At 59.8% G+C, this 23,379-nt stretch carries 26 protein-coding genes; 9 read left to right on the forward strand and 17 right to left on the reverse strand.

The window, feature by feature from the left end; translation table 11 throughout:
* Nucleotides 1-113: 113 nt before the first annotated feature.
* Together PY311_RS00720 and PY311_RS00725 are read right to left on the reverse strand one after the other, a co-directional pair.
* Nucleotides 114-1,829, reverse strand: a complete 1,716-nt coding sequence (locus tag PY311_RS00720; protein ID WP_286146753.1) for an NADH-dependent [FeFe] hydrogenase, group A6 — start codon at nucleotides 1,827-1,829, stop codon at nucleotides 114-116.
* On the reverse strand, nucleotides 1,823-3,658 hold the full coding sequence (locus PY311_RS00725; protein WP_286146754.1) for an NAD(P)-binding protein: 1,836 nt from the start codon (nucleotides 3,656-3,658) through the stop codon (nucleotides 1,823-1,825). The genes PY311_RS00720 and PY311_RS00725 overlap by 7 nt, the downstream gene beginning before the upstream one ends.
* A gap of 273 nt (nucleotides 3,659-3,931) precedes the next feature.
* On the opposite strand from PY311_RS00725, the gene PY311_RS00730 reads away from it, so the two are divergent.
* The 5 genes from PY311_RS00730 (at nucleotide 3,932) to PY311_RS00750 (ending at nucleotide 7,983) form a co-directional block, all read left to right on the forward strand.
* On the forward strand, nucleotides 3,932-4,192 hold the full coding sequence (locus PY311_RS00730; protein ID WP_286146755.1) for a heavy-metal-associated domain-containing protein: 261 nt from the start codon (nucleotides 3,932-3,934) through the stop codon (nucleotides 4,190-4,192).
* A 191-nt stretch (nucleotides 4,193-4,383) separates the two neighbouring features.
* Nucleotides 4,384-5,709: an SPFH domain-containing protein gene (locus tag PY311_RS00735; protein ID WP_286146756.1), complete on the forward strand. Its 1,326-nt coding sequence runs from the start codon at nucleotides 4,384-4,386 to the stop codon at nucleotides 5,707-5,709.
* Between the two features lie 33 nt (nucleotides 5,710-5,742).
* Complete coding sequence (locus PY311_RS00740) at nucleotides 5,743-6,867, forward strand: TFIIB-type zinc ribbon-containing protein (RefSeq protein ID WP_286146757.1); 1,125 nt, start codon at nucleotides 5,743-5,745, stop codon at nucleotides 6,865-6,867.
* Between the two features lie 13 nt (nucleotides 6,868-6,880).
* Nucleotides 6,881-7,723, forward strand: coding sequence for a TPM domain-containing protein (locus PY311_RS00745; protein WP_286146758.1), 843 nt, complete (start codon nucleotides 6,881-6,883; stop codon nucleotides 7,721-7,723).
* Nucleotides 7,724-7,755: 32 nt separating this feature from the next.
* Nucleotides 7,756-7,983 carry a Lar family restriction alleviation protein gene (locus PY311_RS00750; protein ID WP_286146759.1) on the forward strand — a complete coding sequence of 76 codons (228 nt, stop codon included), beginning with the start codon at nucleotides 7,756-7,758 and terminating at the stop codon, nucleotides 7,981-7,983.
* A gap of 84 nt (nucleotides 7,984-8,067) precedes the next feature.
* On the opposite strand, the gene PY311_RS00755 is transcribed toward PY311_RS00750, so the two are convergent.
* Entirely contained in the window at nucleotides 8,068-8,625 is a 558-nt protein-coding gene (locus tag PY311_RS00755; protein WP_286146760.1) for a biotin transporter BioY, read from the reverse strand.
* 131 nt (nucleotides 8,626-8,756) lie between these two features.
* Here PY311_RS00755 and PY311_RS00760 point away from each other — a divergent pair, with 131 nt between their 5' ends.
* Both PY311_RS00760 and PY311_RS00765 read left to right on the forward strand, forming a co-directional pair.
* Nucleotides 8,757-9,749: a biotin--[acetyl-CoA-carboxylase] ligase gene (locus PY311_RS00760; RefSeq protein WP_286146761.1), complete on the forward strand. Its 993-nt coding sequence runs from the start codon at nucleotides 8,757-8,759 to the stop codon at nucleotides 9,747-9,749.
* 60 nt (nucleotides 9,750-9,809) lie between these two features.
* Nucleotides 9,810-10,601 (forward strand): carbon-nitrogen hydrolase family protein, encoded by a 792-nt coding sequence (locus PY311_RS00765; protein WP_286146762.1) that lies wholly within the window; start codon nucleotides 9,810-9,812, stop codon nucleotides 10,599-10,601.
* A 191-nt stretch (nucleotides 10,602-10,792) separates the two neighbouring features.
* Here PY311_RS00765 and pyk read toward each other — a convergent pair whose 3' ends face one another.
* Nucleotides 10,793-12,535, reverse strand: coding sequence for a pyruvate kinase (pyk, locus tag PY311_RS00770; RefSeq protein WP_286146763.1), 1,743 nt, complete (start codon nucleotides 12,533-12,535; stop codon nucleotides 10,793-10,795).
* Between the two features lie 249 nt (nucleotides 12,536-12,784).
* Here pyk and thrH point away from each other — a divergent pair, with 249 nt between their 5' ends.
* Nucleotides 12,785-13,384 (forward strand): bifunctional phosphoserine phosphatase/homoserine phosphotransferase ThrH, encoded by a 600-nt coding sequence (gene thrH, locus PY311_RS00775; RefSeq protein ID WP_286146764.1) that lies wholly within the window; start codon nucleotides 12,785-12,787, stop codon nucleotides 13,382-13,384.
* Nucleotides 13,385-13,644: 260 nt separating this feature from the next.
* Here the strand turns inward: thrH and PY311_RS00780 are convergent, their stop codons facing one another.
* The 3 genes from PY311_RS00780 to PY311_RS00790 all read right to left on the reverse strand — a co-directional run bounded on the left by PY311_RS00780 (nucleotide 13,645) and on the right by PY311_RS00790 (nucleotide 15,821).
* Nucleotides 13,645-13,827, reverse strand: a complete 183-nt coding sequence (locus PY311_RS00780) for a hypothetical protein (RefSeq protein ID WP_286146765.1) — start codon at nucleotides 13,825-13,827, stop codon at nucleotides 13,645-13,647.
* A gap of 63 nt (nucleotides 13,828-13,890) precedes the next feature.
* A complete protein-coding gene (gene mnmA, locus PY311_RS00785; protein WP_286146766.1) occupies nucleotides 13,891-14,949 on the reverse strand; it encodes a tRNA 2-thiouridine(34) synthase MnmA in 1,059 nt (352 codons plus the stop codon).
* 62 nt (nucleotides 14,950-15,011) lie between these two features.
* Nucleotides 15,012-15,821, reverse strand: coding sequence for a sensor histidine kinase (locus PY311_RS00790; RefSeq protein WP_286146767.1), 810 nt, complete (start codon nucleotides 15,819-15,821; stop codon nucleotides 15,012-15,014).
* Between the two features lie 352 nt (nucleotides 15,822-16,173).
* On the opposite strand from PY311_RS00790, the gene gap reads away from it, so the two are divergent.
* Entirely contained in the window at nucleotides 16,174-17,199 is a 1,026-nt protein-coding gene (gene gap, locus PY311_RS00795; RefSeq protein WP_286146768.1) for a type I glyceraldehyde-3-phosphate dehydrogenase, read from the forward strand.
* Nucleotides 17,200-17,326: 127 nt separating this feature from the next.
* Here gap and hpf read toward each other — a convergent pair whose 3' ends face one another.
* The 10 genes from hpf to PY311_RS00845 all read right to left on the reverse strand — a co-directional run bounded on the left by hpf (nucleotide 17,327) and on the right by PY311_RS00845 (nucleotide 23,378).
* On the reverse strand, nucleotides 17,327-17,872 hold the full coding sequence (gene hpf, locus PY311_RS00800; protein ID WP_286146769.1) for a ribosome hibernation-promoting factor, HPF/YfiA family: 546 nt from the start codon (nucleotides 17,870-17,872) through the stop codon (nucleotides 17,327-17,329).
* Nucleotides 17,873-18,173: 301 nt separating this feature from the next.
* Nucleotides 18,174-18,623: a S1 RNA-binding domain-containing protein gene (locus PY311_RS00805; protein ID WP_286146770.1), complete on the reverse strand. Its 450-nt coding sequence runs from the start codon at nucleotides 18,621-18,623 to the stop codon at nucleotides 18,174-18,176.
* A gap of 57 nt (nucleotides 18,624-18,680) precedes the next feature.
* A complete protein-coding gene (locus tag PY311_RS00810; RefSeq protein ID WP_286146771.1) occupies nucleotides 18,681-18,881 on the reverse strand; it encodes an FtsB family cell division protein in 201 nt (66 codons plus the stop codon).
* Nucleotides 18,841-19,449 carry a spore cortex biosynthesis protein YabQ gene (gene yabQ / locus PY311_RS00815; protein ID WP_286146772.1) on the reverse strand — a complete coding sequence of 203 codons (609 nt, stop codon included), beginning with the start codon at nucleotides 19,447-19,449 and terminating at the stop codon, nucleotides 18,841-18,843. The genes PY311_RS00810 and yabQ overlap by 41 nt, the downstream gene beginning before the upstream one ends.
* A gap of 3 nt (nucleotides 19,450-19,452) precedes the next feature.
* Entirely contained in the window at nucleotides 19,453-19,734 is a 282-nt protein-coding gene (locus tag PY311_RS00820) for a YabP/YqfC family sporulation protein (RefSeq protein ID WP_286146773.1), read from the reverse strand.
* 49 nt (nucleotides 19,735-19,783) lie between these two features.
* Nucleotides 19,784-20,023, reverse strand: a complete 240-nt coding sequence (locus tag PY311_RS00825) for an RNA-binding S4 domain-containing protein (RefSeq protein WP_286146774.1) — start codon at nucleotides 20,021-20,023, stop codon at nucleotides 19,784-19,786.
* A gap of 56 nt (nucleotides 20,024-20,079) precedes the next feature.
* Nucleotides 20,080-20,355: an HU family DNA-binding protein gene (locus tag PY311_RS00830; protein ID WP_286146775.1), complete on the reverse strand. Its 276-nt coding sequence runs from the start codon at nucleotides 20,353-20,355 to the stop codon at nucleotides 20,080-20,082.
* A gap of 66 nt (nucleotides 20,356-20,421) precedes the next feature.
* Nucleotides 20,422-21,219 carry a nucleoside triphosphate pyrophosphohydrolase gene (gene mazG / locus PY311_RS00835; RefSeq protein WP_286146776.1) on the reverse strand — a complete coding sequence of 266 codons (798 nt, stop codon included), beginning with the start codon at nucleotides 21,217-21,219 and terminating at the stop codon, nucleotides 20,422-20,424.
* 68 nt (nucleotides 21,220-21,287) lie between these two features.
* Complete coding sequence (locus tag PY311_RS00840; RefSeq protein WP_286146777.1) at nucleotides 21,288-22,901, reverse strand: putative polysaccharide biosynthesis protein; 1,614 nt, start codon at nucleotides 22,899-22,901, stop codon at nucleotides 21,288-21,290.
* Between the two features lie 126 nt (nucleotides 22,902-23,027).
* Nucleotides 23,028-23,378, reverse strand: coding sequence for a zinc ribbon domain-containing protein (locus tag PY311_RS00845; protein WP_286146778.1), 351 nt, complete (start codon nucleotides 23,376-23,378; stop codon nucleotides 23,028-23,030).
* Nucleotide 23,379: the final 1 nt, after the last annotated feature.

Consider the following 23,379-nt stretch of genomic DNA (forward strand, 5'->3'; position numbering starts at 1 on the left):
TGGGTATAAAATACGGCAACGTGGGTCAAAGCAGTTCAACACATCAAAAAACTATCCCGGAAACCGAACGGTTTCCGGGATAGTTTTGGTTTCGATATTGTGCAAAGCAGGGCTTACCGCTCCCGCTCCGTGTGGAGCAGCTGGAGGGACCGTTCTCCCAACGGCTTTTTCAGGTATTCCTTGTATAGCGCCTGAACCTCCGGGTTTTCGTGAGAGAAGCGGAGCTCGGCATCGGCGTCCAGCTTCCACAGCCGGTCGCCCCGAACCGCAGCCATCTCCTGTCCCTCGTGAATGGGCTGACCGCCGCCGCCGGCACAGCCGCCGGGACAGGCCATGACCTCCACGAAATCGTAGTCCGCACGGCCATGGTCAATGGCCTCCATCAGCGCCCGGACGTTAGAAAGGCCGCTGACTGCCGCCACCCGCACCTCGCCGGCGCCGGGAATGGTGAACACAGCCTCCTTCCACGGCTTGCTGCCGCGAATTTCCCGGAAGGCGTCCGCATCGGGATTTTTTCCCGTGACCATGTGGTAGGCGCCGCGGAGCGCCGCATCCATCACGCCGCCGGTGGTGCCGAAGATCACCGCCGCGCCGGTGCCGGTGCCCAGCGGGCTGTCAAACTCCATCTCCGGTAGCTCCGTGGGTACGATACAGTCGCTTCGGAACAGGCGGCACATCTCCCGGGTGGTCAGCACAACGTCCACATCCGGGTCGCCGCAGGCGGAGGTCATTTCCGGCAGTGTGCACTCCGCCTTTTTCGCTGTGCACGGCATCATGGATACCACCATGATCTTATGGGGGTCCAACCCCATTTTCTCGGCAAAGTAGCTTTTCGCCACAGCGCCGAACATCTGCTGGGGGGACTTTGCCGTGGAGAGGCTGGAAACGTAGTCCGGGTACTGGGAGCGCAGGAACCGCACCCAGCCGGGGCAGCAGGAGGTGAACATCGGCCAACGGTAGCGGCTCTTATGGGTAAAGCGCTCCACAAACTCGCTGCCCTCCTCCATAATGGTGAGGTCAGCGGCAAAATTCGTGTCAAACACATAGTCAAAGCCGATCTGCTTCAGCGCCGCCACCATGCGGCCGGTGCTGCCCTGCTTGGGAGAGAGGCCGAAGGCCTCCGCCCACGCCACCCGCACCGCCGGCGCCACTTGGACGATCGTGGTGATGTTCGGGTCCGCCAGCGCGTCCAGAACGGTGTTGGTATCGTCCCGGGCTGTCAGGGCGCCGGTGGGGCAGTGGGTCACGCACTGCCCGCAGAATGTGCAGTCTGTGTCCTTCAGGGAACGGCCTCCGGCAACATCCACCGTGGTGCGGGAGCCGGTACCCACCACATCCCAGATGTGCATTCCCTGAATTTTATCGCACACCTGAATGCAGCGCATACACTTGATGCACTTGCTGGCCTCCCGAATCACGGGAACGTCCATGTCCAGCCGGCTCCGCTCCGGCTTCACCGGATAGGGCTGGTAGTGGATGTTCAGGTAATGGGCCAGATTTTGCAGCTCGCAGTTCCCGCTGCGGATGCAGGTGGTGCAGGTGGAATTGTGCTGGGATAGAATGAGCCGTAGATTTGTCTTCCGTGCCTCCCGGACCCGGGGCGTATTGGTGTGAATGGACATCCCCTCCACCACCCGCGTGTTGCAGGCGGGGACAAGGCGCTCCGTCCCCTCTACCTCTACCACGCAGATGCGGCACGCGCCGATCTCGTTAATACCCCGGAGATAGCACAGATGGGGAATGGGGATTCCCGCCCGGGCGGCGGCCTGCAAAATGGTGCTGCCGTTCTGTACGGCAATATCTGTACCGTTGATCTTGATATTTACCATTTTTCCACACGCCCCCCCTTGAAGATTCCGTAGCCGAAGTGGTCGCAGCGCAGGCACCGTCCGGCCTCCTGCGCCACCTCCTCGTCCGTCATGGAGCATTCCATGCAGTCAAAGTCGCACTTGCGCTCGCTGGCCTCCCGCTCCCGGCAGTCCACCCGGCCTCGGGGCCGGATATCCTCGCACCGGGGCGTGGGAATCTCCACATCGGCCTCGATCTCATGGTGGAAGCCCAGATAATCGTCAATATTGTCGGCAGCGGCCTTACCGGCCGCAATGGCCCGCACTACCGTGGCGGGGCCGCTGACACAGTCGCCGCCGGCAAACACACCGTCCAGCTCCGGAAGCTGTGTGCTGGAATAGGCCAGCAGCGTGCCGCCCCGCTGAATCTTGATGCCCGCCTGCTCAAAGCCCTTGGACTCAATGCCCTGTCCGATGGCAACGATGATGATGTCCGCCGGAATCCGCACTGGCTCCACAGAGGCCGTGTTGGGCCGGGGACGTCCCGCCTTATCCACCTCGCCGATGAGCTGGGGCTGCGCCCAAAGGGCCGTAGCGCGGCCATCCTCCACCTCCACCCGGAGAGGCGCGTGGAGAGTCAGAATCTCGGCACCCTCGGCAATGGCGCCCTCTACCTCCTCCACCTGCGCGGTCATATCCTCCTGCCGGCGGCGGTATACACACGTTACCCGCTGGGCGCCGAGGCGGACGGCGCTGCGGGTCACGTCCATGGCAACGTTGCCGCCGCCGATGACCGCCACGTTCATGCCGGTGAAGTCCGGCATCTCGTTATCGCCGATATGCCGCAGCATATCCACGGCGGACATGACGCCGATGGCATCCTCGCCCTCGATACCCACCTTTTTATCCGTGTGGGCGCCGATGGAAAGATACAGCGCGTCATACTGGCCCCGGAGCTGCTCCAGCGTCAGATCGCCGCCGATGTCCACCTCGGTATGTACCTCGATGCCAAGGGAAAGGATGGAACGAATTTCTCCGTCCAGCTTTTCCCGGGGGAAACGGTAGCTGGGAATGCCGTAGCGCATCATGCCGCCAAGCTGGCGGCGCTTTTCATACACCGTGACCTTATGGCCCATGAGGGACAGGTAATACGCGGCGGAAAGGCCGCTGGGGCCGCCGCCCACCACGGCCACCCGCTTACCGGTGGACGGTGCGGGGGCAGGCTGGGGCACCTCTCCCGCCCGGTCCACGGCGGCCCGCTTCAGGCCCCGGATGTTGATGGCGTCATCCACCATGTTCCGGCGGCAGCGGGACTCGCAGGGGTGCTCGCAGATATAGGCGCAGGCCGTGGGGAAGGGATTGTCCTTGCGGATGAGCCGCACGGCGTCCGCAAAGCGGCCCGCCTTGACCAAGGCAATATAACCCGGGATATCCACCCCGGCGGGACACATGGCCACGCAGGGCACAGGGTTTCGCAGCGTACCGAGGCAGCGGTGGTGGAGGATATGCTCCTCAAAATCCTCCCGAAAGCCCCGGACACTGGTGAGAATCAGGTTTGCGGCGTCAATGCCGATGGCACAGTCCGCCGTGTCCACAATGACCTGTGCGGTCTCCTCCAGATGCCGCAGCATCCGCAGATCGGAGTGTCCGTCCAGAATCTCCGAGAGCATATCGGACAACTGGGTCAGTCCGATGCGGCAGGGAACGCATTTGCCGCAGGTCTGCGCCCGGCACAGGTCCAGTGAGTTCAGCGCCATGTCCACAGGGCACAGACCCGGAGGGCTGGCGGCGATGCGCCGCTCCATATTGCGGTACATCTGCTCTACGACCGCCTGAGCCCGGTCCGGTGTTTTTACTTCCAGCCTGCTCATTTCCTAATCATCCTTTCCTGTCAGCTTCCTGTACTGAGTGGAATCTATTATAGTCTTTTGTAAGCAAAAATCAAGTTTTGCTTCCCTTTTGACAATCGTAAACGTTTACCCATTGTCCTGCAAAAGATTTTCTTGCAGTTGCCGCGGTGCTGTGCTACAATACCGGCAGGCAAATGGGAGGCTCTTTTCTTTTGCCTTGCGGTTAGAGTTATCTTACTTGCGTTTGACAGTCTATTTCGCGGGCGCGAGCCCGCCGATCAGGAGGTAATTTTTATGACACAGACCACTTTGAAAATTGACGGTATGATGTGCGGAATGTGCGAGAGCCACATCAACGATGCCATCCGCAAGGAATTCCCGGTCAAAAAGGTCACGGCTTCTCACAGCAAGGGGATCTGCGTGATTATTTCCGACGCGCCGCTGGATGAGGCAAAGCTCCGCAAGACCATTGACGATACCGGCTACACGCTGCTGGAGGTCCAGTCCGAGCCCTATGAGAAGAAGGGCGGCCTGTTCGGGCTGTTCCATCATTAACGCAGTTTTGCTCCCGCAGCTTCTCACGGCTTCTTTGCAGCTCCGAAAATTTGAAGCGGCGGCACGAACCGGTTTCCACTTTGTCGAAAAGAGCGCCCTTCGGCGCTCTTTTTTGTTGTAACTGCCGCCGCTGTGCTGTATAATGGGCTTAGATCGCGCACAGCAGCGCGGCCACGAAAGGAGAACGTACCATGGGACTGATCAAAGCGGCATCCGGTGCCGCCGGCGGCGTGCTGGCGGACCAGTGGAAGGAATATTTTTACTGTGAGGCGCTGAGCGCCGATACGTTGGCGGTGAAGGGCCGCAAAAAGATCACGGGCCGTTCCAGCAACTATAAGGGCGATGAGAACATCATCACCTCCGGCTCTGTCATTGCCGTGGCGGACGGACAGTGTATGCTCATTGTGGATCAGGGCAAGGTGGCGGAGGTCTGCGCCGAGCCCGGCGAATTTGTCTATGACGCCTCCACGGAGCCCAGCATTTTCGCCGGCCATCTGGGCGAGAGCATCGGAAAGGTGTTCCAGAACATCGGCAAGCGCTTTACCTTCGGCGGCGAGGCCCCCAAGGACCAGCGCGTCTATTATATCAACACCAAAGAGATCACCGGCAATAAATACGGCACCGCCAGTCCCGTTCCCTTCCGGGTGGTGGACCAGCGAGCCGGTATCGACATGGATGTGGGCGTTCGCTGCTTCGGCGAGTACAGTTACCATATCTCCAACCCCCTGCTGTTTTACACCAATGTCTGCGGCAACGTGACGGAGGACTATCCCCGCTCCACGCTGGACAGCCAGTTGAAAACGGAGCTGCTCACCGCCCTCCAGCCCGCCTTTGCCAAAATCAGCGAACTGGGCATCCGCTACTCCGCCCTCCCCGGTCACGCCATGGAGCTGGCCGACACGCTGAACCAGATTCTCAGCGCCAAATGGCGGGAGCTGCGGGGCGTGGAGATCGTCTCCTGCGGCGTTTCCAGCGTCACCGCCAATGAGGAGGACGAAAAGACCATCAAGGAGCTCCAGCGCAATGCGGCCTTTATCGACCCCGCTCGGGGCGCCGCGCATCTGGTGGCCAGTCAGGGCGACGCCATGAAAATGGCGGCCTCCAATCCCAATGCCGGTCCCGCCATGGCGTTCATGGGGATGAATATGGCCGGTCAGGTCGGCGGCACCAACGCCCAGACACTTTATCAAATGGGACAGCAGCAGGCGGCACAGGCCCAACAGGCCCCGCAGGCCGCCGCTCCCGCAGCGGAGTGCTGGCGGTGCGCCTGCGGCGCGGAGAACACCGGAAAATTCTGCGTGGAATGCGGAAAGCCCCGGCCCGCTGCCGGTTGGAAATGCAGTCGGTGCGGCGCGATGAACGAGGGCAAGTTCTGCGCCGAATGCGGGGCACCCCGCCCCGCTGAGGAGCGCCGGTACCGTTGCAGCAAGTGCGGCTGGGAACCGAAGGCCCCCGGCAACCCGCCCAAGTTCTGCCCGGAGTGCGGCGATCCCTTCAACGATGGCGACCTGATCTGAGCCGGCACGGCACAGATCTGAAAGGAGGGACTTATGTCCACACAGGTCACAGAATTTAAATGTCCCGCCTGCACGGCGCCTCTGCGCTACGCGCAGGACACTGGGCGGTTGGAGTGCGATTACTGCGGCAGCAGCTATACGGTGGAGGAGGCCGAGGCCTTCAGCGAGGAAAAGCAGAAGCAGGCGGAGGAAGCCTTTCAAAAGGAGGCCGAGGCAGCCAAGGCGGACGCCGGACAGTGGGACGCGCCGGAGGCGCAGGGCGATTGGGGCGCTGACGCCGCCCACCTGAAAACCTACCACTGCCCCTCCTGCGGCGCGGAGCTGATCTGCGACGAGGCCACCGCCGCCACCTCCTGTCCCTACTGCGGCAACAACACTATCATCCCCGGCCAGTTCACCGGCGCACTGAAGCCCGATCTCATCATCCCCTTCAAGGTGGGGCGGGAGGAGGCCCTCAGCACCCTGCGGGCCCACTACAAGGGCAAGCGGCTGCTGCCTAAGCGCTTCTCCGATGAGAACCATATTCAGGAGATCAAGGGCGTCTATGTGCCGTTCTGGCTCTTTGACGGACAGGCGGAGGCGGATGTGGATTTCATGGCCACCCGCAGCAGCGTCATTGTCACCGGCCGGGAGCGCATCACCACCACCCGGCACTTTGCTCTGCGCCGGGCGGGGACCGTGAGCTTTGAAAAAATTCCGGCGGACGCCTCCCGGAAAATGCCGGACGATTACATGGACGCGCTGGAACCCTTTGACTACGGCGAGCTGAAGGAATTTTCCACCGCGTACCTCCCGGGCTTTTTCGCGGATATTCCCGATGTCAGCATTGAGGAATGCAGCCCCCGGGCGGAGCAGCGGGCGGAGAGCACCGCCATCGATGCCATGGAGCGTCAAGCCGTAGGCTATGAGACCTGCATGCCGGTGAAAAAGGAGGCCCATCTGCGCCGGGGCAAGGTCCGCTGTGCGCTGATGCCGGTCTGGCTCCTCAGTACGCAGTGGGAGGGGAAAAACTTCCTTTTTGCCATGAACGGCCAGACCGGGAAGATGGTCAGCGACCTGCCGGTCTCCCGGAAGCGGTACTGGACATGGTGGGCCGGAATTACGGCGGGCATTTCCGCAGCGGTGGCCCTTGTGGGCGCCGTGGCGGCGGCATTGTAAGGAGGTGGGACGCATGAAACGCTTTTTCGCGTATGCAACGCTCCTGCTTCTATCCCTGTGCCTCACTGTACCGGCGCTGGCGGCAGGCCCCGCCATAACAGAGGGCGCAGCCGTTACCGACCTTGGCGGCGTCCTGACAGCGGAGGAGCTTGCCTCGCTGGAGGATACCGCCCAGAGCCTTGCCGATGAATACGGCTGCGGCGTTTACGCTTTGCTGCTTCCGGATTTCACGGTCTACGGCTACGAGGATATTTTTGATTTCGCGCAGGATGTCTTTGAGGAAAACGCGCTGGGACTGGGTGATAGCCAAAACGGCGTATTGCTGGCGGTGAGTACGGAGACCCGGGACGTCAGCATTGCCGTACACGGCGATAGCGGCAACACGGCCTTTACGGATTACGGCCGGGAGGAGGTGCTCTACGACGCCTTTCTCTCCGACTTCGGAAATGACGATTGGTACGCGGGTCTGGAGCATTATCTGGACACCTGCGGCTATCTTCTCTCCGAGGCCGCAAACGGCACGCCGGTGGATGTGGAGCCGGAGGAGCCTGTGAGCTTCGGCGCGGCCTTCGCTTCCTTCTTCGCCATGGCCCTGATTCCGGCGGCGATCATTGCCTTCATTGCCTGCGGCATTATGAAGGGACACATGAAGACCGCCCGCCGGGCGGTAAACGCCGGAGCGTATATGACCAGCGCCGTGCAGCTGAAGGTGCGGACGGACCACTACCTCCACTCCACCACGCTGCGTACCCCCATTGCCCCGCCGCCCAGCAGCAATCACCGCCCCAGCGGCGGCTACCGGGGCGGCACCACTGTCAACAGCCGAGGCTTTTCCGGCAGCAGCCGGAAGTTTTGAGGATAATTTTTTTAAAGTAAAGGAGAACAATGATGGACGACCCTATTCTTGAGATTGAGCTGGAGGACTGCCCCGTGTGCCGAGGTGTCGGCGCCATTGAGGATGAGCAGAACTGGTGCGTTTACGTGATGTGTATGGACTGCGGCACAGAAACGGCCCATGTCGATTACAAGACGCCAGAGGAACGGCTGATCGCCGCTCAGCAGGCCGCTCACCTGTGGAACATCGGCAAGGTGGTACACACCGGTGCCTGCGACTGACGTAAAAACACACTGCGCGAAGCAGACAGCCAAAGCACGGCGTAATCTATCGAAATAAAAGGAGGGCCAACGGCCCTCCTTTTTTTATGACCGCGTATAGCCCGCCTTTTCCAAGCAGCGCAGCAGCGGCGGCGCAGCCAGCGTGACGATGGCCAGCTTGATGAGATCGCCGGGGATGAACACCGCCATTTTCATCACCAGCGCCGCCAGCGTGGCGTCCGAGCCGAGGTACAGCCGCATAATAAGGTACATATACGGCACGCCGACAAGGTACAGCACAAGGTCTCCCACCAGCGCCGCCAGAAAAACGGCGGGATGGCTGTGATGACGGGCTGTCAGCGCGCCGATGACCGCCGCAGCGGGAATCAGCCCCAGCAAAAAGCCGAAGCTGGGCTGAAGCACATAGCCGATGCCGCCGCCCTGCGTAAAGACCGGCAGGCCCAAAAGGCCGATAGCTACATACAATAGCTGGGACACCGCTCCCCATTTCCAGCCCAGCAGCACACCGGCAAACGCGGTAAAGAGGAACTGAAGCGTGATGGATGTAATGCCCACCGGAATCTGAAGCCACGCGCCGATGGCGGTCAGCGCCCCTAACAGAGCGGCTAAAATCAGGCTGCGTAGGGTACGATGTTGGTTCATAAACTGCCTCCAAAGAGTGAATTTGCTTGCAGTGTAGCAGAGCGCGCCCCGATTGTCAACCTTTTTTTAAAATTAAGTTGACAATCGGGGCGATATTTGCTATGATGTGGAGTATGGGGAGGTATATCATTATGACAAAGGATACGATTCTGAGTTTGCTGCGCCAAAGCCCCGGGGAATTTGTCTCCGGTGAGGTCATCCGGCAGGCAGCGGGTGTCAGCCGTGCGGCGGTGAGCAAAGCCGTGGCTGTGCTGCGGCAGGAGGGCCACGAGATCGAATCCGTGACCAACCGCGGCTATCGCCTGATATCTCTTGCTGACAGTCTGCGGCCGGAGGAGCTGCGGCAGCGGCTTACAGGGCACCACATCGGTCAGGAGATCGTGTGTCTCCCCACCATCGACTCTACCAATAACGAGATCAAGCGCCGGGCCGTCAGCGGCTCCGTGGACGGTCTCGTAATTCTTGCCGATCAGCAGACCGGGGGCCGGGGCCGCCGGGGGCGGAGCTTCGTTTCCCCCGCCGGCAAGGGGCTGTACCTTTCGGCGGCGCTAAAGCCCTACTGCCCCTTGGAGCGGGTCAGCAGCCTTACCGCTTGGACCGCCGTGGCCCTGTGCGACGCCATTGAACAGGTGTGCGGCGTCCGCCCCGGCATCAAATGGCCAAACGATTTGGTTTTACAGGATAAAAAGCTCTGCGGCGTGCTGACGGAGATGGAACTGGAGGCGGAAACCGGCAGCCTTGGCTATGTCATCATCGGCATTGGAATCAATCTCCGGCAGAATGAGGCGGATTTCGGCCCGGGGGTAGCCCCCACCGCCATTTCCCTTCAGCAGGCGTTGGGTCGCGCCCCAGACCGGACGGAACTGGCCGCCGCCGTGCTGCTATCGCTGGACAAGCTGTACCGGGACTTCCCGGAGCGGGCGCAGGGGTATTTGGAGCGCTTCCGCCGGGACTGCCTGACACTATGCCGCCCTGTACGGGTGCTGTATCCTGGCGGCACCAGAGAGGGCACGGCGGTGGACATCACGGAGGACTTCGGCCTCACCGTCCGCTGGCCGGACGGAACGGTGGAAGCCGTGACCTCCGGGGAGGTCTCCGTCCGAGGGCTGTACGGGTACGTATAAGAGAATAAAATTTGGCTGCGGACCTGTGGGCCCACGCTGAAAGGTGAAAGGAACGCCATTATGAAAATCGCATTGGCACAAATGAGCATGACCGCCGATATTGCGGAGAACCTGAAAAAAAGCCTTGCGTACTGCGATGAGGCGGCAGGCTGCGACCTGCTGTTCTTCCCGGAAATCCAGCTCTCGCCGTTTTTCCCGCAGTATGAAAAGAAAAATGTGGACGCCTACGCCATGGGCGAGGACGCGGAGGCTCTCCGCCTGCTGGCGCAGAAGGCCGGTGAGCATCATTACTATCTTTCCCCCAACGTCTATCTGGAACGGAACGGCCATCGGTACGATGCTTCGCTCTGGATCGGGCCGGACGGTCAGGTGCAGGACATTGCCAAAATGGTGCACATCGCGCAGGCAAAGCAGTTTTACGAGCAGGATTACTACACGCCCTCTGAAGATGGCTTCAAGGTGTTCGACACCCCCTTCGGCAAAATCGGCATCGTGATCTGCTATGACCGCCACCTGCCGGAGAGCATTCGTACCTGTGTCCTGATGGGTGCGGAGCTGGTCATCGTTCCCACAGCCAACACCAAAGCGGAGCCGCTGGAGATGTTTGAGTGGGAAATGCGGGTGCAGGCCATGCAGAATCAGGTGTTCATCGCCATGTGCAACCGGGTGGGCACCGAGGGCGATATGGACTTTGCCGGCGAATCGCTGGTAATTCATCCCAGCGGCGCCGTGCTGAAAAAGGTGGACGATACCGAGCAGTTACTCACCTGCGATATTGATTTGGCCGAGGCCAGCTCACTGCGGAAAAAGATTCCGTATCTTGCCACCCGCCGTCCGGAATGCTATCTTTAAATCGTGTTTTCATCCGTCAAAGGGCTGTCGCAGTCTGACAGTAAGAAAAAATACGTGCGGGGGACCCACATTGGGTCCCCCGCACAGCTTTTGAACAAACGCTTTTCATGGATTGAAAAAGCCTTTCGGCAAAAAGAACGTGTGGGCCGCATCACGGCCCACACGTTGCGCTCTTTCCTGTTTTGATTTCATCAGGGCATGGTGCTGACAAGCCCCCGGGCGCAGTCCACGCAGACGGTGACCCCGTCCTGAAGCCGCCGGGTCGCGCCGGAGGCGCCGATGATGACCGGCTTGTTCAGCGTCAGCCCCACAGTGGCGGTGTGGCAGTCCGCACTGGCCTCCTCGGTGATAACGGCGGCGGCCTGCCGGATATAGGGCAGCAGCTCATTGGTGGTATAGGGCACCACCAGCACATCGCCGGGGCGCAACTTTTCCGCTACCTCCTCAATACGGCGGCAGACGCACAGCGGGCCGGAGGCCTTGCTGTCCCCCACGCCCACGGCGTTCACCAGCGCGCCGCCCACCTGCTGCACGCGGATCATATTCGTAGTGCCGGAAATGCCCACCGGTACGCCGGCGGTAACTACCACCAGATCTCCCTGCCGGACAAGGCCCGCCGCCTCGGCGGATTCCACCGCGTGGCTCACCAGTTCGTCCGTGCTGTTGACATAGGGCATCATAATGGGCTCCACGCCCCAGTAGAGGGCCATCTGCCGCTGAACCTGCCGACTCAGAAGGCAGGCAATAATGGGCGTGCCGGGATGGAAGCGGCTCACCAGCCGTGCGGTGGTGCCGCTCTGGCTGACGGTGATGATGGCGTCCGCACCGATCTCCTGCGCGGTGGTGCAGGCGGCGTGGGCCGTAGCGGCCGCCACGGAAAGGCGGCCCCGGCCGCTGGACTGCATGGCCATGCGCTTTGCGTGGTTGATGTCCGCCTCCGTCCGCAGAGCGATGGCGTTCATGGTCTTCACGGTCTCCACCGGATATTTGCCCGCCGCCGTTTCGCCGGAGAGCATAATGGCGGAGGTCCCGTCATAAATGGCGTTGGCCACATCGGTGATCTCCGCCCGGGTAGGCCGGGGATTTTCCATCATGGAGTCCAGCATCTGCGTGGCGGTGATGACCGGCTTGCCGCAGGCGACGCACTGGGCGATCATGTTCTTTTGAATCACGGGAATCTCTGTAAAGTCGATCTCCACGCCCATATCGCCCCGGGCTACCATGATTCCGTCCGCCGCGTCCAGAATTTCGGCAAGGTTGGAAACACCCTCCTGATTTTCGATTTTAGCGATAATGCGAATGGAGGAACCTACGGAATCCAACAGGGCTCGCAGCTCCCGGATATCCGCCGCGGAGCGGACAAAGCTGGCGGCCACAAAATCAAAGCCCTGTTCCGCGCCGAAGAGAATATCCTCCCGGTCCTGCTGGCTCATGTAGGGCATATTCAGCCGCACACTGGGGACGTTGACACCCTTGTGGTTTTTCATGTCCCCGTCATTTTCCACCCGACAGCGGATGTCCATGTCTGTGGTCTCCAGCACCGTCAGGCGGACGAGGCCGTCATCCAGCAAAATCGTATCGCCGTGCTTGACATCCTCCGGCAGCTCGGAATAGCTGATGGCACAGCGGGTCTCATCGCCTAAAATATTGGCGGTGGTCAGCGTAAACTCCTGTCCCGCAGTTAAGCGAACCTTTCCGTCCTTGAAATCCCGCAGCCGGACCTCCGGCCCCTTGGTATCCAGCATGGCGGCCACCGGGCGGTCCAGCTCCTCCCGCAGTGCCTTCAGCTTTTCCAGCCGGGCCAGATGCTCCGGGTGCGTCCCGTGGGAAAAGTTGAAGCGGGCTACGTTCATCCCCGCCAGAATCATCCCCCGCAGGACCTCCTCACGGTCCGTGGACGGTCCCAATGTACATACGATCTTTGTCTTTCTCATTTCCGCGCTCTCCTTCCAACGCTCCGCTTTGAGCGTTCGCACTTTCCTGTATCATTCATTTTCCGTTTTTTATTTTAGCACAGCCCTCCGTGTGTAAAAAGACGCAGAATCGTAAAATTTACCGCCCGATTTTTGCCTTTTTGCAGAAAAATCTTGGAAATTTGCACAGCACCCCCCCCCCCGCAGCACTTGCCCCGGCGGTCCCCGCGTGCTATAATTCCGGCAAGCAAGCAACAGGAGGAACCATGTATGAATATCGTCTGTCTGGACTTAGAGGGTGTGCTGGTGCCGGAGATCTGGATCGCCTTTGCCGAGGCCAGCGGCATCCCGGCTCTGCGCCGCACCACCCGGGACGAGCCGGATTATGATAAGCTGATGCACTGGCGGCTGGAGATTTTGAAGGAGCACGGCCTCGGCCTGAAGGAAATTCAATCCGTCATCGGTCAAATTGATCCCCTGCCTGGGGCGAAAGCGTTTTTAGACGCGCTGCGGGAGCGGACGCAGGTCCTGATTCTCAGCGACACCTTTGAGGAATTTGCCAAGCCCCTCATGCGGAAGCTATGCTGGCCCACCATTCTCTGTAATTCACTGGAGGTCTCGCCGGAGGACACCATTACCGGCTTCCGGATGCGCTGTGAGCAATCCAAACTCACCACCGTCAAGGCCCTGCAGTCCATCGGCTATGATACCATTGCCAGCGGGGACAGCTATAATGACCTTGGCATGATTCGCGCCGGTAAGGCGGGCTTTCTGTTCCGCAGCACGGAGCAGATCAAGGCAGATAGCCCGGACATTCCCGCATACGAAACCTATGAGGAGCTGCTAACCGCCATCACGGCGGCGCTGTGAGCGCGGCGGACATCGTTTCAACAACATTGATTAAAGGCGGGAGCTGTATCTACAGCTCCTGCCTCAGCGTGTCGAAAAAGTCTTTTCTCCCCGCTGAACAAGTTTTCAGAACTTCATAAAAGTTCTGAAAACTAAGGATTTCAATGGCTCAGGACACCCTTCTTGGGTTTCCCGCGCACACCCTTCCTTACCGTTGTGAAGGATTTACCACTTTATCGACAGTCTCAGGCGGGAGCTGTATCTACAGCTCCCGCCTTTGCTCAGCGCAGATCAGATACGATGTTGTCCACGGCATGATCCACCGCGACACCCAGCTTGTGGATGCTTTTCCCCACCTGTGTTTTCATGGGGTCCCGTCCGTAGGGCGACATCATACCCATCGCGGCGCCGGCCAGCAGACCGGCGCTCATGCCGACCCAAAATCCGGCACAGCCTTTCATCATACGTCACTCCTTTTTCGGTCTGAGGATAGTATGCCCGGAGTGTCCGCAAACATGAAAGAAAAATCATTCCAAAATCACGCCGCTGCCCACAACGTCCTCCCCGTCATAGAGAACGGCGAACTGCCCCGGTGTCACCGCCCGCTGCGGCTCCCGGAAGCGCAGACGGAACCGCCCGCCAAGCAGCGGCTCCGCCGTGGCCTCCGCCTCCCGCTGGCTGTACCGGGTCTTTACGCTGACCGTCACCGGCGCGGTCAACTCCGCAAGGGCGATGCCGTTCCACTCCCCGGCGGTCAGCTCCGTTGTAAACAGCGCCCCGCTGGGGCCTACGTAAATGGCGTGGGTCGCCGAATCCTTTTTTGTGACATACAGCGGCGGCTCAATGGCAAGGCCCAGTCCCTTATGCTGCCCCTTTGTATAGCGGACAAAGCCCTTATGCTGCCCCAGCACGCGGCCCGCCTCATCTAAAAACGGTCCGGTGGGGGACGCCTCCCCCACGCAGCGGTCAATGAATCCGGCATAATCTCCGTCCGGGATAAAGCAGATATCCTGACTGTCCCGCTTATGGGCACTGACAAGGCCGTGCGCCGCCGCCAAGCGGCGCACCTCCGGCTTTGTCAGCGTTCCCAAGGGGAAAAGTGTCCGGGAAAGCTGCTCCTGTGTCAGCCGGCAGAGAAAGTAGCTCTGGTCCTTGGCCCGGTCGGCCCCCCGCCGCAGCACGTACCGGCCGGTAGCACGGTCCCGTCCGATCTTAGCATAATGCCCGGTGGCAAGGCAGTCCGCGCCCATGGCACGAGCCGTATCCCACATGGCACCGAACTTGATGCGGCGATTGCAGACCACACAGGGATTCGGCGTCTGGCCCTCCTGATACGTGCGAATGAAATACGAAATGACCGCCTCCCGAAATTGCCCGGAAAGGTCGGCGTCATGAAACGGAATCCCTAACTGCGCCGCCGCTGCGGCAGCCGCCGCGCCGTCCTCCACCGGGTGCTCTGTGGACAACGGAAGCCCCCGCAGTAGCGATAGGTGCAGCCCGTGTACCGTATAGCCCTGCTCCCGCAGCAAAACCGCGGCAGTCGAGCTGTCCACGCCGCCGCTCATTCCCAAAAAAACCTTTGTCATACGCTTTCCTCTTTATGGTTATGGATGAAAAAGGAAGCGGTCGCGCCGCTTCCCGATCAAGCTCAATCCAGATTGCGAACCGTATAGGCGGCCGCCGGCAGCGCGTCCGCCAGTCCCAGCAGTGTACGGTTAAATCCACTGTTGTATGCCGTGGGGACATCGGAGACCCGATTGCCGGAAATACGCTCCGGCAGGGACAGCGTAAACCGGCTCCCCTTTCCGGGGACGGACTCTGCCAGCAACCCGCCGCCGTGCTTTTGCGCGATGCTCCGGCACAGCAGCAGTCCCAGTCCCAGACCGTGCCCCGGTCCGGCAGGCGCGGCGGGACGGAGGCAGCGGTCAAACAAATGCCCCATCTGCTCCGATGGGATACCGCAGCCGGTGTCCGCCACAGAGAGCAGTAACTGCTTCCCGCTCCTTTTCAGCTCCACCGTCACCGTTCCATTTTTCGGCGTATACTTCAGCGCGTTGGATAAAAGCTGATAGAGCGCCTGTTCCAAAGCGGCGGCATCTGCGGCGCAGATGCACCGCTCCATGGCGCAGACAAAGCGCAGCCGAATCCCCAGCATCTCCGCCAAATCGCCGGACGCCTCGCACACCGCGCTCACTAACTGCACGATGTCCGTGTCCCGCAGGGACAGGGTGCTCTTTTCCGAAAGATATTCCGTTGCAGATATACCGTTCACCATCCGCAGCAAACGGTAAAAGCTCTGCTCCAGTACGGCGGCCTTGGAATCCAGCACAGCGTCCTGCTCCCGGCGCTCCGCCGGAATGGCCTGTGCCGCCGCCAGATACAGATTGCTCAGCAGGCCGCGCATCTGCCCGGCAATGCCCGGCAGCAGCGCCGCCAGATCGGTGGGCTGTTCCTCCATAGCCTCGTCCCCTTTCCAAAGCAGTTCGCTTTTATTTTCAGTAGCATAAGCGTTCTAAGCGAAATTACCCATGGTAAACTTTAGCTTACGGTCAGCATAACAAATCCCATCGAAAAAAGCAAGGTTTTGTAAAAAAATTACAAATCTATAGGCTCTGCGGTGCAAAGCATATAACACCGCGTTTCCTGATTCTGCATTTCCCTGTCCACAGGCGTAAACGATATGCTATGCAAAGGGGCCAAGGAGTCTGCGAAAATTTCAACGTAATTTTACGAATTTCCCATTTCACCTTGCGGAAAATCAGGCTATAATGGATTCACATAATATGGCCCAACGGGCAGGAGGAACGATTATGGCGATCAAAGTAGGCATCAACGGCTTCGGCCGCATCGGCCGTGTGGCGCTGCGTATCATGGTGGAGCGGGGCAGCAGCACCTATCAGATCTGCGGCATCAATCTGCGGCACGCGGACTTGGATTACATGGTCTATCAGGTGAAATATGATTCCGTGTTCCGCACGTTCCGGGACAGCGTGGAGCATGATGACCGCCACCTCATCATCAACGGCAAGAAAATCAGGGTCTACAGCGAGGATGACGCCTCCCGGATTCCGTGGGATGACTGCGGCGCGGAGTATATCATCGAATCCACCGGCGTGTTCAACACCGTGGAAAAGGCCAGCGCCCATCTGCAAAACGGCGCGAAAAAGGTCATCATCTCAGCCCCTTCCAAGGATGACATCATGCCCACCTTCGTCATGGGCGTCAACCACAAGAACTATACGCCGGATATGGATGTGGTCTCCAACGCCTCCTGCACCACCAACTGTCTGGCCCCCATGACCAAGGTCATCAACGATACCTTCGGCATCAAGCAGGCTTTGATGAGCACTATCCACTCCGCAACGGCCAAGCAGAAGGCTGTGGACGCCCGCGCGGGCCGGGACTGGCGAACAGGCCGCAGCGTGCTGGGCAACATCATCCCCTCCACCACCGGTGCCGCCAAGGCTGTCGGTCAGGTCATCCCGGAGCTGAAGGGCCGCATGACCGGCATGAGCTTCCGGGTCCCCACCAATGACGTTTCCGTGGTGGACCTCACCGCCCGCCTCATCCACCCCGCCAGTTACCACGATGTGTGCGTGGCCATGCGGAATGCCTCTAAAAACAGCATGAAGGGCATCATCACCTGCACCACGGATCAGGTAGTCTCCTCCGACCTCACCGGCTTTTCCGAGACCTGCATCTTCGATGAGACCGCCGGTATCATGCTGGACAACGATTTTGTCAAGCTCATCGCGTGGTACGATAACGAATGGGGCTACACCAGCAAGCTGCTGGACCTCATGGCCCACATGTACCATGTAGACCATCAGGAATAAAGCATCCTATGATAAATCCGGGGCTGAGGTGTACACCTCAGCCCCGGATTTTTTCATATCTTTTTTCGCTCCAAATGCTGTCTTGACACATGGAGCGGGGCGCTTTCGGCGCCCCGCTCATCATTCCTTATTCTTCGTCATCCGTGACGATCAGGCCGTAGCCGCCCTTTTTGCGGTGGTACACAATGGAAATGCTGTCATCATCGCTGTTGCGGAACACATAGAAGTCATGGTCCAGCAGATTCATCTGCAAAATGGCCTCCTCCGGACTCATGGGCTTTACGGAAAAGCGCTTCGTCCGCACGATGCGGAACTCCGCCTCCTCCGCCACGGAGAAATCGTCCGCCGGCTCAGCGGGCAGGCCCTCTGTCCGCAGCCGCTTGGAAAGGCGGGTCTTGTTCTTCAAAATCTGGCGCTCAATATAGCTCACGGCGGCATCAATAGCGCCCCGCATATCCCCGTCAGGCTCCGTGGTCTGCGCCCGCAGGATGGTAGACCCATCCCGGATGGTGATCTCCGCAGTGCACAGCTTGTCCTTTTCTACGTTAAAGGTCACGAAGGCAGAGGTATCCTCCCGATGAAAATACTTTTCCAGCTTTTCCAGCCGCTTTTCGGCATAGGCCTTAATGGAATCGCTCAGGGGGATCTTCTTGCAGGTGTAGGTATACTTCATAAGGCTCGCTCCTTTCGTGAAAGAGGGGTATGGCCCTCTCTTTGTGGTAATTATACCATGCACCGTTTCGGATTTCCATAGCAATCTGTGTAAATTCACAAAAATTTCCAAATTGGCAGGAGTCGACCTTCTTCATCAAGGTCTCATAACGGCAAAGCTGCCCGCCGCAGTCTTGGCGGCTCTCCAAATATTCCGCCTACCCGGGCCGCTTCAAAAGCAACGTCCCTCAATGCCCAAAAACAGGCGGCACACGGTTTCGTGTGCCGCCTGTCTATGCTCCGTTTCACTTCCGGCAACGGACTCAGCGTCTTCTGCGCCCGCCCTGCTTGCCGGAGATATTCCGGTTCAGGTCCGCCATCTTCCGCTCGGAGGAGGACAAAAACTGCTTGAGCTTATCCTCAAAGTCCAAATCGCCGGAGGGCGTGGTATCCGCTGCCTGCACGGGCGCACGATGCTGGGGCGCGGCAGGGCGGGGAGATGTCCGGGGCTGGAAGGACCGCTGCGCGGGCCGCTCCGGCGCGGGAAGCGCCTTTTTAATGGAAAGGTCCAACTTTCCGTCTTTGATGGCCAGCAGCTTGACCTTGACCGTCTGCCCCTCCTGAAGAAAATCGTGGACATCATTGACATAGGTGTTGGCGATCTCGGAGATATGTACAAGGCCGGACCTGCCGCCCTCCAAGGCTACGAAGGCGCCGAATTTTGTGATGCTGGTGACCTTGCCCTCTAAAATCGTTCCGACCTCAAGTTCCATAAATGCTGTATAACTCCTTTTTGATTTCAATATCTGCACCGGCTCTGCCGGAAATGCTCAGTTGGATTTATCGTAGAAGACGTATTCGTTGCTGTCCGTCCAGCCCAACTCGTTCCGGGCCAGCTCCTCCATTTTCTCGTCGGTGGCGCCCTCGGCAATATCGGCGCGCAGCGCCTCATTGTCCTGCTTCAGCGTCTCCACCTGCTGCGCGTAGGCGTCATGCTCCGCCCGGGCCTTCTCGTTTTCGCCCTGCTGCACGTACAGCCGCCAGCCCAACACCGCCAGCACCAGCAGAAGCACCAGATGTACCGACAGACTGCCGCTTCTTTTTTTTGCGGCCCCGGCCGCTTTTTTTGCCATGAGGCCCGCCTCCTTTGCGCCGGGATACCCTATCCCGATGAATCCATAATATTGTAACGTATTTCTTCCAAAAATAAAAGAGGTTTTTTGCCGCTTCAGCAATTTTTTTGCAGCCCCTCATCCCCCACCGCACCGGCAGGCTCAGCAGCCGGTACAGCTCTCCGGCCCGGTCCAGCCAGAAGTCCCACACGGGACGGAGCGCGGCAGAGGCGGCGCTGAAATAGGAAACGGCGCCGCCTACGGCGCCCAGAAGGATATAGCCCCGGAGCTGTCCGTCCGTCTGCCGCATGAGAAAGAGAAACAGTCCCCCAGCGGCAAACAGGCAGCAGCCAAGGTCCAGCACAGCGGTCAGCCGGGGATGCCGCAGCCGCACCGCCCGCATTAGGTCATACACCACGCCCACGGCCATTCCCAGCAGAATTGCCAGAAGAAAGCTGCGGAGCTGCTCCGTGATCTGAATTTCCATGGCTCAGCCGAACAGGCGGCTGAAAAAGCCCCCCTGACGGTTCGGCGCATCCTCGTAGGCGATGGAGTCGATGCGTCCGTCCACGAACAGTTCGCCGCCCTCTAAGGATAGCTTGCCGATGTGCAGGTCCTCCCCGGTCACAACCAGCATTCCGGCAGCGGTGCTCATAACCACGCCGGTCTCGTCAAAGCGCTCCACATCCTCCACGCCGGAAACCGTCAGATGCTCCCGGCCCGTCAGCTCCAGCCGGTGGGCCTCAGCGGGAATATTGAATTCAGCGGCCATACCATCCCCTCCCTGTCACAAGGCTATGCGGACAGGACTATGGATAGAACTACACCTGCCGGTACATGGCGGCGGCCTCGCTCTGGCGCACAGTCTCCTGCACGGAGACCACCTCCACCGTAATGGTCCGGGCACCGAAGCGCAGGGAAATTTTATCGCCCTCCTTCACCTCGTAGGAGGCCCGGGCGGGCTTATCGTTGACAGTGACCAGTCCGTTGTCGCAGGCTTCGTTGGCCACGGTCCGCCGCTTGATGAGGCGGGAGACCTTGAGATATTTGTCCAAACGCATTGTGTTTCCTCCAAAAATGCAAAAAGAGGGGGCATAGCCCCCTCCTTGGTTCATACTTACTTCGCCACAGCGTCCTTCAGGGCCTTGCCGGCCTTGAACACAGGCACCTTGGAAGCGGGAATCTCCACAACTTCCTTCGTCCGGGGGTTGCGGCCGGTACGGGCAGCGCGGCTCTTGACCTCGAAGGAGCCAAAGCCCACCAGCTGCACCTTGTCGCCCTCCTTCAGAGCGGCGGTAATGGTGTCCAGAGTCGCGGTAACGGCGATCTCGGCGTCCTTCTTGGAAATCTCAGCGGCGGCTGCCACGGCAGCGATCAGTTCAGCCTTGTTCATTATCATATTCCTCCTGTAAAATGTGAAATCCCTTTTATCTCTTACCGCCTGTGCGGCGGTGAAGATTCATTTTTTTGCCTGCTCCCACAGAGCGACGAGCTCCGCCTCCGTATAGTCCGAAAGGGGCTTGTCCGCCGTATCCGCCACAGTGCGGAAGCGGGACTGATACTTGTCACAGGCACGGTGCAGCGCGTCCTCCGGGTCCACACCGGACATCTGGGCGATTTTGCAGAGGGCAAACAGCGCGTCCCCCAGCTCCTCACGGACGCCGTGGGGCGCGTCCACGGCTCCGCCGGTCTCTACCGCCTGCCGCAGCTCACCGCATTCCTCGTCCAGCTTCTCCAGCGCCCCGGTCACGGAGCTCCAGTTGAACCCGGCCTTCACGGAGCGGGAAACGATTTTTTCTGCCCGCCAAAGCGCCGGCAGCGTATGGGGCACGGCCTCAACGGCGTCTGCCGGGGAGGTATAGCCCTTTTCCTGCTTTTTCTGCGCCTCCCAGTCCTCCAGCGCCTCGGCGCTGTCAGCGGCAGCCTGTGCGGAGCCGAACACATGAGCGTGGCGGAAAACCAGCTTCTGCGCGACACCGTCCACTACATCGTCCGGGGTAAAGCGGCCACGCTCCTCCTCCATGGCGGCATGGAACACCACCTGAAGCAGAACGTCTCCCAACTCCTCCTGCATATCGGGCGCGCTGTCGCGGTCAATGGCGTCCAGCGCCTCGTAGGTCTCCTCTAAGAAGTTCCGGCGGATGGACTGGTGGGTCTGCTCCCGGTCCCACGGGCAGCCGCCCGGCGCCCGAAGGATTCGCATGATGGTCAGCAGGTCCTCCCAGTCATAGCGCTCTTTCCTTTGAAAATTTACCATATCTCCACTACCTTTGCAAGCTATTTTCGCCTGTAACCCTTGATAATGCTGGTTTTTTTATGAATTGTTCACTTCAGGCGCAAAAGTTTGGTGATTTTGTCTCCCTTCGGCAGAGCTTTTACATCCTCTGCCCGCAGGATTCGCAGCGCCACCACCAATACGCCGTACACCACCACACCGGCCAGAATGCCGACCAGCGTTGCCAGCGCGTTGGCGCCGTAAGCGGAGTGGCCGCTGAGAAGGCGATACACCAGACCGTACACTGCCCACGCGGCGCCGCCCATCAGGACAGAGGCCAGCACCGGCTTTGCGAATAGTTGGATGTACCGGGGCTTCTCCGGGGAATACTTCCACACGAAGAACAAATTCAAGCCGCAGATGGTCAGATAGCAGCACAGCGTAGAAATGGGCGCGCCGTGAATGTTGATGTTCGGATTGCCCACCAAAATGTAATTCATGACCACCTTCACCACGCCGCCGGCGATGACGGTGAAAATGGGAAGCTGCTCCTTGCCGTAGGTCTGCAAAATGGCGTTGGTGAGAATCATGAGACAAATGAAGATCAGTGCGATGCCTAAAATCTGCAGATGAGGGCCTGCCGCCAACGCGTCCTCCCGCTGCATGGGCAGCACCAAAAGCTCAATGGGCGTAGAGAGCACAGAGAGGCCCACGCCTGCCGGCAGCGCCAGAATGGCAATGAGCCGGAAGGCGGAGGAAATAATACGATCCGCCTCGCCGTGGTCCTGCCGAGCCAGCGCCGCCGCCGCAAAGGGGATGAGGCTCATGGTGACGGGATAGACGAACGAGGCCACCATGTTCGGCATATCCATGGCCATGCTGTACTGTCCGTTCAGCACTGCCGCCGCCGTTTCGGAAAGTCCCAGTGCGCTTTGCAGGCGACCCATAACGATTTTGGTGTCGATGATATTGATGATGCTCATGGCGGAGTTGCTGAGGGTGATGGGAACGCCAATGAGCAGAATGCTCTTGATGATGGCGCCGCTGGAGGACGGGGTATCCAGCGCCTCCTGCCGGTTCCGGTGGGTGGCAAGATAAACGCACAAAAACAGCATGGAGACCACCGTGCCCGCCGTGACACCCACAATGGCGCCAGCGGCGCCCAGCTCATCGGAAAGGCCGATATGGAGCGCATACCATGCCAGCGGCAGTCCAATTCCCAGCTTCAGCAGCGCCTCCAAAACCTGAGAGACCGCCGTGGGGGCCATATTGCCCTGCCCCTGTGTGTAGCCCCGCATACAGGCCAGCAGGCACACGCAGAATACGGCGGGAGCCAATGCCCGGACAGCGGGAGCTGCCAGAGAGTTATTCAAAAAGCGGGCAAGACCATCCGCCTGCGTGAACATCAGCACGGAGCACACCAGCCCCAAACCGAAAAACAGCCAGATAGCCGTGCGGAAAATTTTCCGCTTTTCATTTTCCAGGCCCTGCGCGTGGGCCTGACTGGTCATCCGGGAGATGGCCAGCGGCAGACCCGCCGTGGAGAAGGTCAGAAGAAAATTGTAAATGCGGTAGGCGGTATCAAAATACGTTTTGCCCGCGCCGCCCAAAATATTGTTCAGCGGCAGCTTGTAAACGGCGCCGATGATCTTCACCACCACCACCGCCGCTGCCAAAATGGCGGCACCGCCCAAAAAGGATTGCTTTTTTGCAGGAGTTGCCATGCTAATACCTCGGCTTTTCAGATTGATTCGCAAATCACATACGCGGCGCGCACCGCGCCGCTTTCTTTATCTTTATTAGGTATGTTCGTCAGAGGCGGAACATACCCAAAACCGCTGCGGGTCTTTTTACAGCTTTTCACCGCAGTCCCGGCAGTATACATCGTCGGGCTTCACCTCCCGGCCGCAGCGGGGGCAGAGCAGATGCACCACCGGGTCGCCCTCCAGTTCTCGGACCCGCGCCTTCAGGCGGTCGATCTCCTCCATCTTCGCCAGCAACGCCTCGGAGTCCGTAGGCGTGCCGGTATGGGTGGCGTACAGCAGCTCGCCCAGCTCCCGCAAAGCGGCGTTGATGCCCGCCCGGAGGTCGCTGAGCTCTATCTGACGCCGTGCGGCGTCCGTCAGGCGCTTGGCGCCCAGTCCCATGACCTCGGCCACACTGCGGGCCGTTTCCCTCCAGCTTTCACCGCGCTGTTCCATA

Source organism: Neopoerus faecalis (genome assembly GCF_029218125.1).
Classification (GTDB): Bacteria; Bacillota; Clostridia; order Oscillospirales; family Oscillospiraceae; genus Oscillibacter; species Oscillibacter faecalis_A.